This window comes from Rhodococcus sp. X156, assembly GCF_004006015.1.
Classification (GTDB): domain Bacteria; phylum Actinomycetota; class Actinomycetes; order Mycobacteriales; family Mycobacteriaceae; genus X156.
Genome location: NZ_CP034766.1, coordinates 965,501 through 978,899, shown reverse-complemented (window position 1 = coordinate 978,899; position 13,399 = coordinate 965,501). Strand labels below are relative to the sequence as shown.

13 protein-coding genes are annotated in these 13,399 nt (G+C 73.2%); 6 read left to right on the top strand and 7 right to left on the bottom strand.

What is annotated here, in order from left to right; genetic code table 11:
- Positions 1 to 191 precede the first annotated feature (191 nt).
- The gene (locus tag ELX43_RS04675; protein ID WP_127782349.1) at positions 192 to 653 is read left to right on the top strand and encodes a nuclear transport factor 2 family protein; all 462 of its coding nucleotides are present in this window, start codon (positions 192 to 194) and stop codon (positions 651 to 653) included.
- Positions 654 to 662: 9 nt separating this feature from the next.
- Here the strand turns inward: ELX43_RS04675 and ELX43_RS04670 are convergent, their stop codons facing one another.
- The 3 genes from ELX43_RS04670 to ELX43_RS04660 are packed head-to-tail and all read right to left on the bottom strand — an operon-like array spanning position 663 to position 4,128.
- Positions 663 to 1,547, bottom strand: a complete 885-nt coding sequence (locus ELX43_RS04670) for an LLM class F420-dependent oxidoreductase (RefSeq protein ID WP_127784679.1) — start codon at positions 1,545 to 1,547, stop codon at positions 663 to 665.
- A gap of 13 nt (positions 1,548 to 1,560) precedes the next feature.
- Positions 1,561 to 2,436 (bottom strand): SDR family oxidoreductase, encoded by an 876-nt coding sequence (locus ELX43_RS04665; protein ID WP_127782348.1) that lies wholly within the window; start codon positions 2,434 to 2,436, stop codon positions 1,561 to 1,563.
- A gap of 3 nt (positions 2,437 to 2,439) precedes the next feature.
- Entirely contained in the window at positions 2,440 to 4,128 is a 1,689-nt protein-coding gene (locus ELX43_RS04660; protein WP_127782347.1) for an AMP-binding protein, read from the bottom strand.
- Positions 4,129 to 4,349: 221 nt separating this feature from the next.
- Between ELX43_RS04660 and ELX43_RS04655 the strand changes: the two genes are divergently transcribed.
- Entirely contained in the window at positions 4,350 to 4,865 is a 516-nt protein-coding gene (locus tag ELX43_RS04655; RefSeq protein ID WP_127782346.1) for a nuclear transport factor 2 family protein, read from the top strand.
- Positions 4,866 to 4,878: 13 nt separating this feature from the next.
- Here the strand turns inward: ELX43_RS04655 and ELX43_RS04650 are convergent, their stop codons facing one another.
- Positions 4,879 to 5,667: an SDR family oxidoreductase gene (locus ELX43_RS04650; RefSeq protein ID WP_127782345.1), complete on the bottom strand. Its 789-nt coding sequence runs from the start codon at positions 5,665 to 5,667 to the stop codon at positions 4,879 to 4,881.
- A 287-nt stretch (positions 5,668 to 5,954) separates the two neighbouring features.
- Between ELX43_RS04650 and ELX43_RS04645 the strand changes: the two genes are divergently transcribed.
- The gene (locus ELX43_RS04645; RefSeq protein ID WP_127782344.1) at positions 5,955 to 6,983 is read left to right on the top strand and encodes an alcohol dehydrogenase catalytic domain-containing protein; all 1,029 of its coding nucleotides are present in this window, start codon (positions 5,955 to 5,957) and stop codon (positions 6,981 to 6,983) included.
- A 13-nt stretch (positions 6,984 to 6,996) separates the two neighbouring features.
- On the opposite strand, the gene ELX43_RS04640 is transcribed toward ELX43_RS04645, so the two are convergent.
- Positions 6,997 to 7,728 carry a PaaI family thioesterase gene (locus tag ELX43_RS04640; protein ID WP_127782343.1) on the bottom strand — a complete coding sequence of 244 codons (732 nt, stop codon included), beginning with the start codon at positions 7,726 to 7,728 and terminating at the stop codon, positions 6,997 to 6,999.
- Between the two features lie 274 nt (positions 7,729 to 8,002).
- On the opposite strand from ELX43_RS04640, the gene ELX43_RS04635 reads away from it, so the two are divergent.
- Together ELX43_RS04635 and ELX43_RS04630 are read left to right on the top strand one after the other, a co-directional pair.
- On the top strand, positions 8,003 to 8,806 hold the full coding sequence (locus ELX43_RS04635; protein WP_241249785.1) for an SDR family oxidoreductase: 804 nt from the start codon (positions 8,003 to 8,005) through the stop codon (positions 8,804 to 8,806).
- Between the two features lie 45 nt (positions 8,807 to 8,851).
- On the top strand, positions 8,852 to 9,781 hold the full coding sequence (locus ELX43_RS04630) for a TIGR03619 family F420-dependent LLM class oxidoreductase (RefSeq protein ID WP_206518108.1): 930 nt from the start codon (positions 8,852 to 8,854) through the stop codon (positions 9,779 to 9,781).
- On the opposite strand, the gene ELX43_RS04625 is transcribed toward ELX43_RS04630, so the two are convergent.
- Positions 9,778 to 10,476 (bottom strand): TetR/AcrR family transcriptional regulator, encoded by a 699-nt coding sequence (locus ELX43_RS04625; RefSeq protein ID WP_127782340.1) that lies wholly within the window; start codon positions 10,474 to 10,476, stop codon positions 9,778 to 9,780. The two genes, ELX43_RS04630 and ELX43_RS04625, sit on opposite strands and share 4 nt — an antisense overlap.
- Positions 10,477 to 10,603: 127 nt before the next feature.
- Between ELX43_RS04625 and ELX43_RS04620 the strand changes: the two genes are divergently transcribed.
- Positions 10,604 to 12,121 (top strand): MFS transporter, encoded by a 1,518-nt coding sequence (locus ELX43_RS04620; protein ID WP_127782339.1) that lies wholly within the window; start codon positions 10,604 to 10,606, stop codon positions 12,119 to 12,121.
- A gap of 69 nt (positions 12,122 to 12,190) precedes the next feature.
- Here ELX43_RS04620 and ELX43_RS04615 read toward each other — a convergent pair whose 3' ends face one another.
- Positions 12,191 to 13,369, bottom strand: a complete 1,179-nt coding sequence (locus ELX43_RS04615) for an acyl-CoA dehydrogenase family protein (protein ID WP_127782338.1) — start codon at positions 13,367 to 13,369, stop codon at positions 12,191 to 12,193.
- Between the last annotated feature and the right edge of the window lie 30 nt (positions 13,370 to 13,399).

Genomic DNA, 13,399 nt, shown 5'->3' with positions numbered 1-13,399 from the left:
GGGGCCACCACGCGCATCTCTCCCGGACGCTAGTCAGCCGCTCCTGCCCCCGCCGTGCGGTGTCTCGGTGAGCGGAAGGGGCGCTCGCCTGGCGACGCCCCGACCGGCTGAGATGGCAGTCACACCCATCAGGCACACCCCTCCAGGCACACCCCTCCAGTCACACCCGCCCAGCACAGGAGACCGCACCGATGACGCGCACGCTCGCAGACCAGCTGGCCCTGGTCGACCTGCCCGGCCGCTACGCCCAGGCGGTGGACCGGCGCGACCAGGCGGCGCTGCTGGCGCTGTTCACCGACGACGCGGTGCTGGTGCAGCCCGCTGCCCTCGTCCGCAAGGGCCGCAGCGCGGAGATCGTCGGCGCCGAGGCGGTGGCGGCCGGCCTGCTGCAGGCGACGGGGCACCTGCTGGGCACCCACCACGTGGTCAGCCAGCAGGTGCTGGCCGAGGCCGGCGAGCACCCCGACACGGCGCACGGCGAGACGTACTGCGCCGCCCACCACCTCTACCAGCGCGGGGAGGAGACCCGGGACAACGTGCTGTTCCTCCGCTACCAGGACACCTACCGCCGGGTGGCCGACGGCTGGCGCATCGGCCGCCGCGAGCTGGTGGTGGACCTGTCCGAGGACCGCCCGGTCACCCTGCTGCGCTGAGCCGCCTCGTCACACCAGGCCCAGCCGCGCTGAGCACTCCGCCATCTCGTCGATCACCTTGTCCAGGCTGTCTGCCCGACCCGACGCCGACACCAGGATGCGGTCGGAGCCCAGGGAGCGGGCCCAGTCAAGCTTGGCCTCGTCCAGTCGGTGCAGGCCCGCGCCGAGCACCAGGCTCACCTCCTGCGGGTCCCGGCCCGCGCCGGTGGCGGCCTCGCGCATGACGGCCACGGCCGCGGCCAGGTCGTCGCCGCCCAGGCCCAGCGGCTGGAAGCCGTCCCCCAGCCGTCCGGCGCGCCGGGCCGCCGCCTTGCTGTGCCCACCGACGTACAGCGGGACGCGGTGCTCCCGGGCCGGCTTGGGCCAGCTGTGCGCGCCGCGGAAGGAGTAGTGGTCGCCGTCGAAGCTGACGCCCTCCGGGTCGGTGCCGGCCCACAGCGCGCGCATCACCGCGATCGCCTCGTCGGCGGTCTTGCCGCGCCGGTCGAAGTCACCGCCGCAGGCCTCCACCTCCTCGCGCATCCAGCCCAGCCCCAGGCAGATGCGCAGCCGCCCGCCGGAGAGGCGGTCCAGGGTGGCCAGCCGCTTGGCCAGCACCACCGGGTTGTGGTTGGGCAGCACCAGCACGCCGGTGGCCAGGCCCAGGGTGGTGGTGGCCCCCGCCAGGTAGGACAGCAGCTCCAGCGGGTCGGGCAGGCTGCAGTCGTCGGGCAGGTGCGACTTGCCGGTGGGCGAGTACGGGTAGGTGCTGGTGGTCTGGGAGATCACCACGGAGTGCTCCACCGCGGAGACCTCGTGGAAGCCCAGCGACTCTGCGGCCCTGGCGAAGCGCAGGATCCACTCAGGCTCGCCGGCCTGCCCCAGCTCCACCGGCATCACCATGCCGATCTTCATGTCGGACGTCATCTCAGTGGTCCTCTTTCCCTGTCGGTGCCACGTCTTCGGCCGGTGTCTCGGCCAGCTCCCGCACCAGTCGCGGCGCGGAGACCACCGTGCCGAGGAAGCGGTCCGCCTGCGGCGAGGTGGCCAGCCACACGGCAGCGTCCGCGGCCATCGTGGCCGGTACAGCAGTGGCGCCGGCCTTCTCGATGGCGTCGGTGCCGCCGCGGGCCCGCCCGCTCTCGGTGATGACGAAGCCGGGGCTGAGGTTGTGCGCGGTGACCCCGTGGCTGCGGTACTCGGCGTTGATCGCGCCGGCCAGCCGCCCGAAGGCGGCCTTGGACGCGGCGTAGGACAGCCCCCAGCCACCCTCGCCGGGTGCGGCGGGCGGGTCCGTGGTGGCCGAGCCCGACGCCAGGTTGACGATCACTCCGCCACCGGCCGCCACCATCGCCGGCAGCACCTGCTGGACGAGGGCGAGCTGGTGCAGGTAGCTGCCGCGCACCATCGCCTCGGCGTCGGCCAGGTCGATCTCCAGCAGCCGGTCCATGTTGCCCGCGGTCTGCGCGTAGGCGTTGTTCACCAGCACGTCCACCCGGCCCCACTCGGTGAGCACCCGGGCACCGGCGGCCCGCACCGAGGCAAGGTCGAGCAGGTCCATCGGCACCGGCAGCACCCGCACCCCGCACGCGGTGATCTCGGCGGCGGTGGTGTCCAGGCTGCCCGGCACCGCGATGGGACCGGCGGGGTCCGACCGGGTCCGCGGGGCCACGGCACCCTCGCCCTCGTGCACCGTGCGGGCGGTGATGGCCACGTCGAAGCCGGCGCGGGCGAAGCTCAGCGCGACCTCCCGGCCGATGCCGCGACTGGCCCCGGTGACCAGGACGACCCTGCCGGTGCTCATCGGCTAGACCCCGAGGAAGCGCTGGCGGCCGTGGGTGGTGAACTCCGCGTCCAGCGCGTCCTTGTCGGCCTCGCTCATCAGCGTGTAGGTGGGCGCGCCACGCCCCACCCAGCGGTAGACCGGCTCGTCGCAGCGCCAGCGCTCGCCCTGCAGCGTCCGCTTGAGCACCTTGTTGGAGCCGGTCATCGGCAGGCTCAGCGACACCCGCACGAAGCGTGGCGCGGCCTTGGACCCGAGGTCGTCCTGCGCGCCCAGGAAGGTGGCCAGCTCGGCCGGGTCGAAGTCGTCCAGGTCGGCCACCTCCAGCGCAGCCATCACCTGGTCACCCGAGCGGGGGTCGGGCACGGCGTAGACGCCGGTGGCGATCACCTGGGGGTGGCGGCGCAGGATGCGCTCGATCATCAGGGCGGAGGTGTTCTCGCCGTCCACCCGGATCCAGTCGCCCTTGCGGCCGGCGAAGTAGATGTAGCCGTCCTCGTCCACGTAGCCGAGGTCGCCCGTCCAGTACCAGCCGTGCCGGATCTTCTCGGCGATGGCGTCCTCGTTCTTGTAGTAGCCCTCGAAGCGCTTGGCGCCGCCGCGGTCCACCATCTCCCCGATCGACTCGTCGGGGTTGAGCACCTGGCCGTGCGCACCGAGGCGGGCGCGGACGCGCTCCTGCCGGGTGTCGGGGTCGACGATGGCGATGTCGGCGTGCGCGGGACGGCCCAGCGCGCCGGACGGGGCGGCGGGGTCGAGCACCACCGAGCCCGCACCCTCGCTGGAGCCGTAGCCCTCGAACAGCTCGGCACCGAAGCGGCGGAGGAACTCCGACTTGTCCTCCGGGGACGCCTCGGTGCCGAACCCGCGCACCAGGGTGTTGTCGGCGTCGTCAGGCTGCTCGGGGGTGGCCATCACGTAGCCCAGCGCCTTGCCCACGTAGGTGAAGAAGGTGGCGCCGAAGAAGCGGACGTCGGGCAGGAAGCCGGAGGCGGTGAACTTCGGGGTGAGGCAGACCGTGGCGCCGACGGCCAGCGCCGGTGCCCACAGCGCCATCAGCGCGTTGCCGTGGAACAGCGGCATGCAGCAGTAGTCGACGTCGGCACGGACGTGGCTGTACTTGGCGACGTTGGCGTAGGCCAGCCGGGCCAGCCGTCCCTGGCTGCACCGCACCGCCTTGGACATGCCGGTGGTGCCGGAGGTGAACAGCAGCAGGAACAGGCTCTGCTCGTCCACGCCCGGCGCGACCGCGGGCTGCGTGCCCTGGTGCGCGGCCAGCTGCTCGGCGTAGGCGGGGCTGTCCACCAGCAGGAAGCGGTCCTCGCTCAGGCCCAGGTCCAGCGCGGAAAGCTGGGCCATGCCCGCGGCGTCGGTGACGATGAGCTGGCAGTCGACGTAGCGCACCTCGGCCTCGAGCTCGGCCCCGCGCCGGGTGGGGTTGATGCCCACGATGGTGGCCCCGCTCAGCGCGGCGCCGCCCAGCCAGAAGATGAACTCGGGGGTGTTCTCCAGCAGCACGCCGACGTGGAACGGACCGTCCTGGCGCAGGCTCTGGGCCAGGGCGCCGCGGGTGGCGCTCTCGTGCACCACCTCGTGCCAGGTCCAGTCCTGCTCACGGGTGCGCAGCCCCAGGTGCTCGTCGCCGAGGCGGTCGAGGAGCTGGGCGGCGACGGTGGCGCGCTGCTGCGCGCTGGGGACCTGGGTGCTTGCCAACTGGGTGCTTGCTACCTGCGTGCTTGCCAACGAAAAAGTCTCCTCGTGCGACGCGCAGGGACGCGTCTGGTGGGGGCGGCTTGGTGGTCACGGCCGGCGTCCGGCGCGCGCCCGAGGGGCGTCGGGGTGGACGCTAGCGGCGGCGCGCGATCCCTGGCCGCAACGTCTCACTCATCGGAAGCACCGTGGTGGGCAGCAGGATTGCGTGAGACGTTCGCCCCATGACTGACGCTGCGCTGCAGGAGCTGCTGGACAAGCAGGCGATCTACGAGGTGGTGCTGCGCTACTGCCGCGCCATCGACCGCCTGGACCTGGAGGCCGTCCGCAGCTGCTACCACCCCGACGCCGTCGATCACCACACCGGCTTCGACGGCGGCGTGGACGAGTACCTGGCCTGGGTGGAGCGCGGGCTGCGCCGCCTGGGCGGCACCATGCACCACGTCGGCAACCACCTGGTGGAGCTGCACGGCGACGTGGCCGTGAGCGAGACCTACCTGAGCGCCGCGCACTGGGGAGCCCCGGACGCACCACCGGAGGCGAGCTTCACCTCCGGCGCCCGCTACGTGGACCGGATGGAGCGTCGCGAGGGCCGGTGGGCCATCGCCGAGCGCTGGGCGGTGCGCGAGTGGACCCGCTCCGACGCGGGCCGGCTCGTCCCGCCCAAGGCCGCGGGGCCGCGCGGACGCCGCGACGGCACCGACCCGGTGGACCAGCTCCGCGCCGCGGTCCGCGGCTAGCGAGCGCTCAGCGTCAGTCGACGGTGGGCGCCCACTGCACGCCGTTGATGTGGCTGCCGCCGTCCACGTACAGGGTGTTGCCGGTGACGTAGCGGCAGTCGTCGCCGCCCAGGAACACCGCCACCGGACCGATGTCCTCCAGCGGGTCGCCGACGCGGCCCATCGGGTTGCCCGCCGCCATCGCCGCCGCGTTCTCCGGGCTGGCGGCGGCCATCCGCTGGTAGGCCGCGCTCATCGCACCGGGGCAGATGACGTTGCAGCACACCTGGTGCGGGGCCCACTCCCGGGCCGCGGTGCGGGTGAGGGTGCGCAGCGCCTCCTTGGCGGCGTTGTACTGCACCGAGTACATGTGCGCGTTGACGCCGTTGAGCGAGCAGAGGTTGATCACCCGGCCGGTGCCGTGCTCGCGCAGGTGCGGCAGCGCGGCCTGCATCGCCCAGAACGCCGCCATCACCGCCATGTCGAAGCCGCCGCGCAGCTGCTCGTCAGTCATCTTCTCCAGCCGGGCGAAGCCGCTGCCGCGCCAGGCGTTGTTCACCAGCACGTCCAGGCGGCCGAAGCGCTGCACCGCGGTGTTCACCATGGACAGCACCTGGGCCTTGTCGGTGACGTCCACGGGCACGAGCACCGCCGGCGTCCCCCACTGCTCGCCGATCCAGCTCACCGTCTCGCGGCCGGCAGCCTCGTCGATCTCGGCCACCACCACCGAGGCACCCTCGCGGGCGTACGCGCCGGCGATGCCGCGCCCGATGCCCATGCCCGCACCCGTGATGACTGCGACCCGACCGTCCAGCTTGCCCATGTTTCCTGCTCCTCGTTGCCGTCACGGTGCGTGCGTTTTCCGCGGACACTAAGTGCCACGACGAGGCGCTGACCTGGGCATCTCGGTCACCGAGAACTCCTGTGCGGCACCGTTGACACCGCGGTGTCGCCGTCATAGCGTCCTGCCCACCAGGGCCTCCGAGCAGCACCGTCCACCCCGGGCACCCGCCTCGCCCGGACCCGCGACCCCGCCGGAGACCTCCGTGAGCCGTTTCGCCCGCCCGTCCTACCCCAGCGCCTCTGCGCCCTCCCCCGAGGGTCGCTGAGGTGCGGGCGCTGCAGCTCGTCTCCCCCGGCCAGGTGGCGCTCCGCGAGGTCGACCTGCCGCCCATCGCCCCCGACGAGGTGCTGGTGAAGGTGGCCGGCGCAGGCGTGTGCCACTCCGACCTGCACCTGCTGCACCTGCCCTTCCCCGCGCCACGGGCGATGACCCTGGGCCACGAGACGGCCGGCCACGTGGCCACGGTGGGTCCGGCGGTGGAGGGCTTCGCCGAGGGCGACGCGGTGCTGGTCTACCTGGTGTGGGCGTGCGGCACCTGCCGGGCGTGCGTGCAGGGCCGCGACAACGCCTGCCTCGCCGCCGGGCGCCAGGGACTTCCACCGTGCCCGGGTCTCGGCCTGGACGGCGGGATGGCCGAGTACATCGCGGTCAAGGCCCGCTTCCTGGAGCCGCTGGGCACGCTCGACCCGGTGACCGCGGGGCCGCTCGCCGACGCGGGACTCACCCCGTACCACGCCATCAACGGGGTGCGGCAGCGCCTGGAGCCCGGCGCCACGGTGGCCGTGCTCGGCGTCGGCGGCCTTGGGCACGTGGGCCTGCAGATCCTGGCGGCCACCTCGGCGGCGCGGCTGGTGGCCGTAGACCCCTCCCCGGACAAGCGTGAGCTGGCGGCCCGCCACGGCGCCCACGCGGTGCTCGACAGCGACGAGTCCACCGCCGCGGCGATCCTGGAGCTCACCGACGGCCACGGCGCCGACGTGGTGCTGGACTTCGTCGGCTCGCAGTCCACCGTGGACCTGGCCACCTCGGTGGTGGGCGCCGACGGTGCGCTGCGCTTCGTCGGGCTGGCCGGCGGCAGCTTCCCCTACAGCGCCGGCGCCGACGCGCTGCCCTGGGGAGTGGACGTGCGCCGCACCTACGCCGGCACCCGCAGCGACCAGCGCGCGGTGCTCGCGCTGGCCGAGCAGGGACACCTGCACCTGCAGGCTCAGCAGTACGCGCTGGAGGACGGCGCCAAGGCCTTCGCCGACCTGGAGGCCGGCACCGTGCTGGGCCGGGCGATCCTGGTCCCCTGAGCGCGCGAGGTCGCTAGCTCTCCGGCTGCTGGTGACCGGGACGGGGCAGGTGCTTGTTGATGAACAGCCCCTGGGCGCTGACGCACACCTGCCCGTCAGCCGTGGCGATCTGGCCCTCGGTGCGGATCTTGCGGCCCTCCACCGACACCTGGCGCCCGGTAATGGTCAGCGGCTCGAACAGCGGCGTCGGCCGGTGGTAGCGCAGCGTCAGCTCGGCGGTCATGCCGGAGTCGCCCGCCCAGTAGTTGGCCACCCCGAGCGTGTGGTCGAGCAGCAGCGCGGACACGCCACCGTGCACCATCCGCGGCGGCCCCTGGTAGGGCAGCGTCAGCGTGACCACGCCCTCGATGGAGCCGTCGTCCTTGCCCGCCAGCACCACCGGCGGGGCGATGGCGTTCTCCGGTCCGGTCACCGGGTCGTGCCGGGTGACGCCCTCGCCGCCCCACATGTCCGCCAGCCGCTCCTCCACCTCGGGGCAGTGCGCCTCCAGGTTGTCCGCGATGGAGTCGAGCTCCTCGGTGATCCGGGAGAGGTCTGGGCTGTCCCGGCTGGTGCGCAGCAGGGCGTCCACGAGGCGCCGCGCGGCGCGGGTGGCGCGGTCGATGGGGTCGCCGGTGGGCGGAGAGGTGAGCACCGGGCCGCGGGCGTCGCCGTCCGGGTCCACCGGGTCCGGTCCGGCCAGGAACGGCGTCTGCGTGTCCCGGTCCTGTGGGGAAGGGCTCTGCGGGGAAGGACTGCTGTCCATGCTGGACCTCCGTGGTCGCGTACAGGCACCGCCGCCTGCACCTCGCGCCGGGGCCAACGCGCTCCCCCGAGCACCGGTCACCAGCCACCGCTGTGGCCGGGTCCCGCCGATCGTCTCACCCGGCTGCGGCGGCCGGCGCGCACCGTCCCTGTCACCGGTCGGCGGCACTGTTCGCGTTGTCCGCAGGCGCCTTCCGCTGATCAAGACCTGCTCGGACACCACCCTGCGCGCCTGCCAGGCTGAGCCGGCGAACACCCTCAGCAAGGGAGAACCTGTGCCCGACCCTGTTGCACCGCCCACCGCGCTGCTCGCCGGCCGCACCGCCCTGGTCACCGGGGCCGCCGCCGGCATCGGTGCCGCCATCACCACCCTCTACGCCGCCCACGGCGCCACCGTGCTCGCCGTGGACACCGACGCGGCGGCACTCGCGGACCTGCCCCCAGGAGTGCAGACGCTGGTCGCCGACGTCACCGACCCGGACTTCCCGGCCCAGGTGGCCGAGCACCCGGTGGACGTGCTGGTGAACAACGTCGGACACTTCCTGCGCGCGCCGGTCACCTTCGCCGACGCCTCCCCCGAGGAGTGGGAGCCCCTGGCGGAGGTCAACCTGAACCACGCGCTGCGGCTGACCCACGCAGTGCTGCCGGGCATGATCGCCCGCGGCCGCGGCGGCTCGATCATCAACCTCACCACCGTGGAGGCCCACCGCGGCATCCCCGGCCACGTCATCTACTCCACCTACAAGGCGGCGCTGCGGCACTTCACCCGCAGCCTCAGCCTGGAGGTCGGTCGGCACCAGATCCGGGTGAACAACATCGCGCCCGACCTCATCGAGACCCCGCAGGTGCCCTACCAGCGCCTCGTCGCGCCCGAGGACCGCGAGCGGTGGCCGCGCTGGGCCCCGCTCGGCGGACCCGGCCAGCCCGCCGATGTCGCCGGACCCGCGCTCTTCCTCGCCTCCGACCTGTCCCGCTACATGACGGGCTCCACGCTGCACGTGGACGGCGGCAGCCACGCCGCCGGCGGCTGGTTCCCCCGCGCGGACGGCTCCTGGACCAACCGACCGATGAACGCCTGAGCTCCTGTCCTGCCACCGTCCGACCACGCCGAAGGATCCTCACCCGTGCGCCCCACCCTCAGCCTGAACGTGCCCAACTTCGGACCGCTGCTGGCCCGCGACGGCTACCGCCACCTCATCGAGCTGGCCGAGCAGGCCGAGGCCGCCGGGATCGACCGCGTCAACGTCACCGACCACGTGGTGATGGGGCCCGACACCTCGGCCTACACCTGGGGCCCCTTCGCCACCGAGCCGGACGCGATGTGGCTGGAGCCGCTCACCGTGCTGTCGGTGATGGCCGGGCGCACCCGCACCATCCGGCTGGGCACCGGGATCGTCATCGCGGCGCTGCGTGGCGCCGCCGTGCTGGCCAAGACCGCCGCCACCCTGGACCTGCTCTCCGGCGGGCGCCTGGACCTGGGCGTGGGCACCGGCTGGCAGGCCAAGGAGTACGAGGCCGCCGGGATGGACTTCGCCCGCCGCGGTCGGCTGCTCGACGACACCCTCGCCGGGTGCCGCGCCCTGTGGGAGCAGGCCCCCGCCTCGGTGGACACCCCCACGGTGTCCTTCAGCGACGCCTACTGCATGCCCCGCCCGCCGGCCGGCGCCCGCATCCCGATCTGGGTGTCCGGGACGCTGTCCACCCCGGTGGTGCGACGGCTGACCACGTGGGGCGACGGGTGGATCCCGATCATGGGCGCCACCCACGACGACATCGCCCGGGGTGCCGACCAGCTGCGCGGCGCCTTCGCCGACGCCGGCCGGGACCCGCAGCAGCTGCAGGTGCGCGGTCGCCTGGCGGTGGCCCGCAGCGCGTCCGGCGAGATCGACTGGGACGCCACCGCCGCGGACGCGGCCGCGCTGCTCGCGGTGGGCTGCACCGACGTCAACGTGGCGCTGCAGGTGGTCGACCCGGACCCCGACCGGGCGGCCGAGCAGCTGCCGGCGCTGGCCGCGGCCTTCGCCTCGGCCCACACCGGTGAGGCGGTGCGCTAGCGCGAGCCCAGCCCCTGGATGCGGCGCATGGTGGTGTGCAGCTGCTCGGTGCTCAGCGCGGGGGTCTCCAGCGCGGTGCAGCTGTCGCGGCTGGCCCGCAGCCCGTCGAGCACGATGCCCAGGGTGCGTCGCCACAGCTCGGGCTGGCCGCCGTCCACGTGGCCGCTGGCCGCCTGCACCGACAGCGCCAGGATCGGCAGGTCGGTGGCCTCGACGTCCGGCCGCAGCGCCCCGGCCTCCTTGGCCCGCCGCACCAGCAGCGCCACCTGCTGCTCCAGCACCAGCTGGGTCTGCTCCACCGCGTCCACCAGGCCGCGCTGGGTCGCCGTGTCGGCCGAGCACAGGGCCCGGGTCGGGCCACCCACCACCAGGTCCCGCAGCCCCCGGTCCTCGGCCAGCATCCGGGTGTTCTCGGTGAGGAACGACACCAGCCCCTCCCACGGGTCGGCCACCTCGGTGGCCGACCGGGCCAGGGCCATCAGCTCCTCCAGCCGGGAGACGAACAGGCGCTCGATGAGCTCGTCCTTGCCGGTGAACCGCCGGTAGACGGTGCCCACGCCCACCTGGGCCTGCTCGGCGACCTCGGCCAGCGTCGCCTCGAGCCCGCGCAGGGCGAACACCTGCCGGGCGGCGTCCAGGATTCGCTCGAGGTTGGCCCGCGCGTCGCTGCGCAGCGCCGGGGTGTTGCGGGGCATGGCGCGGACCCTACGCGGGTGATCTCGGGCCGGCGCCCCCACCGGCAACTAAGCGGAACCTGTCGTTCCGGACTGTTACCGTGGCGCGGAATCTCTCGTTCCGCTTCTCTCCCGGAGGCCTTTTCGCATGACCCAGACCCACGGCACACCGCCAGCGACCGAGGGGGACAGCCGCCGCCGGTGGCTGATCCTGGCGGTGCTCAGCGTTGCCCAGCTGATGGTGGTGCTGGACGCCACCATCGTGAACATCGCTCTGCCGGAGGCGCAGCGCTCGCTGGAGTTCGGTGACAGCGAGCGCCAGTGGGTGGTCACCGCGTACTCCCTCGCCTTCGGCAGCCTGCTGCTGCTCGGCGGGCGGATCAACGACCTCTTCGGCCGCCGCAACTCCTTCATCGTCGGGCTGGTCGGCTTCGCCGCCGCCTCCGCCCTCGGCGGCTGGGGCCCCAGCTTCGAGGTGCTCGTCGCCGCCCGCGCCCTGCAGGGCGTCTTCGGTGCGCTGCTCGCCCCGGCGGCCCTGTCCCTGCTGTCGGTGACGTTCGCCGGCTCCGCCGACCGCGCCAAGGCCTTCGGCGTGTTCGGCGCCATCGCCGGTGCCGGCGGGGCGATCGGGCTGCTGCTCGGTGGCGTGCTCACCGAGTACCTCTCCTGGCACTGGTGCCTCTACGTCAACGTGATCTTCGCGATCGCGGCCCTGGTCGGCGCGGTGCTGTTCCTCCCCCGCAAGGCCGAGGGCGGCCACCGGCACCGGCTGGACTGGCCGGGCACGCTGCTGGCCACCAGCGGCCTGTTCTTCCTGGTCTACGGCTTCTCCCACTCCGAGACCCACGGCTGGTCGGACACGCTCACCCTGACGTTCCTCGCGCTCGGCGTGGTGCTGCTCGCGGCCTTCGTGTGGGTGGAGACCCGGGTGAGCCACCCCCTGCTGCCGATGCGGGTGGTCGCCGACCGGCTGCGCGGCACGTCCTACCTGGTGATGCTCATCGCCGCCGTGGGCATGTTCGGCATCTTCCTGTTCCTCACCTACTACATGCAGCAGACGCTGGGCTACAGCCCGGTGGTCACCGGGTGTGCGTTCGTCCCGATGGTCGCCGCCATCGCGGTGTCGGCGTCGGTGCTCGGTGCCCCGCTGTCCGCCCGGTTCAGCCCCCGCATCCTGGTCAGCGCGGGAATGGCCATCTCCGCGCTCGGCCTGGGGCTGCTCACCGGCATCGAGGTGGACAGCTCCTACGTCACCGGTGTCCTGCCCGGCCTCGTCCTCTTCGGCCTCGGCATGGGCCAGGTGTTCTCCAACGGCATCGCCGCCTCCACCAGCGGGGTGCAGGACGAGGACGCCGGCGTGGCCTCGGCCACCGTCAACACCGCCCAGCAGGTCGGTGGCTCCATCGGCGTGGCTCTGCTGAGCAGCGTCGCGGCGTCGGCCGCAGAGGGCTACGTCAGCGACAACCTGGCCGCCGCCCAGGCCGCCGGCGGTGACCCGGCCATGCTGGCGCAGCGCCTGGCCGAGGGTGCCGCGCTGTCCAGCTACCACTCCGCGTTCTGGCTGGCCGCGGCGTTCTTCGCCGTCGGCGCGGTGCTCTCGGCGATCCTCTACCGCAACGAGATCCCCAACCACGACGCGCACGGGGCGCCGGCCATGGCCCACTAGCCAGCCTCCACCACGCAGCAGCGGCCGCACCCCACCGGGGTACGGCCGCTGCTGTGCGTCAGGCGCAGGTCAGATGGTGTTGCGCATCATGCCCTGCGGGTCGCCGCCCAGCTCGAGCAGCGCGGTGGCGTGGTAGATCGAGCCCGGCACGTGCACCGCGTGCACCAGCCCGGCGTGGGCGTCGCGCCAGAAGCGCTGCAGCGGGGTGTGCAGGTGCAGCGCGCCACCACCGGAGCGGTCGAAGATGTCGTCCACCGCGCGCACGGCCCGACGGGCCGCCGCGACCTGGGTGCGTCGTCCCCGGGCGCGGTCCTCGAAGCTGACCTCCTTGCCGGCGTCGACGGCGTCGAAGAAGCGGTCGGTGGTCTCCAGCAGCGCGGCGCGCGAGGCGGCGATGTCGGCCGCCGCGTCACTGATCGCGTAGAGCACGTACGGGTCTTCCTTGATCTTGGTGCCGGTGACCGCCACGCGGTTCTTCTGCGCCGCGACGTGGCAGGCCATCGCACCCTCGGCGATGCCGATCACGGCGGAGGTGATGCCCAGCGGGAAGATGGCCCAGTACGGGTACTTGTACAGGGTCTCGGTGCGGCCCTGCTCCTTGACCAGCGTGCCGTCGCCGACCTTGGCGGCGTCGATGGTGCGGTACTCGGGGATGTACGCGCCCTTGACGGTGACGTCCTTGCTGCCGGTGCCCTTGAGCCCGACGACCTCCCAGCTACCGTCCACGATCTCGTAGTCGGGGCGCGGCACCAGCACGTGGATGACCTTCGGCGGCATGATCGGGGTGCCGTCGGGGTTGCCCACCATGGCGCCGATGAACAGCCACTGGCAGTGGTCGGTGCCGGAGGAGAACGACCAGCGGCCGTTGAGGATGTAGCCGCCGTCGGTGGGCGTGGCGATGCCCATCGGCGCGTACGGGGACGCGGTCCAGGTGTCGTTGTCCTCGCCCCAGACCTCCTCCTGCACCTTCGGGTCCGCCAGCGCCAGCTCCCACGGGTGCACGCCGACGATGCCGGTGAGCCAGCCAGTCGCGCCGTCGAGGGCGGCGGTGGCCATCACGGTCTCGGCAAACTCGCGGGGGTGCGACTCGGTGCCGCCGTACTGCTTCGGGGCGAGCATCCGCATGACGCCGGACTCGCGCAGCACCTTGGCGGCAGCGTCGGTGAGCTTGCCGCCCGCCTCGTTCGCCTCGGCGTTGGCCCGGATCTCGTCCGCCCGCGCCATGATCGTGTCCAGAACCTGGCCCATGTCTTCGTTCTCCTCTAGGTGTTGCTCGCC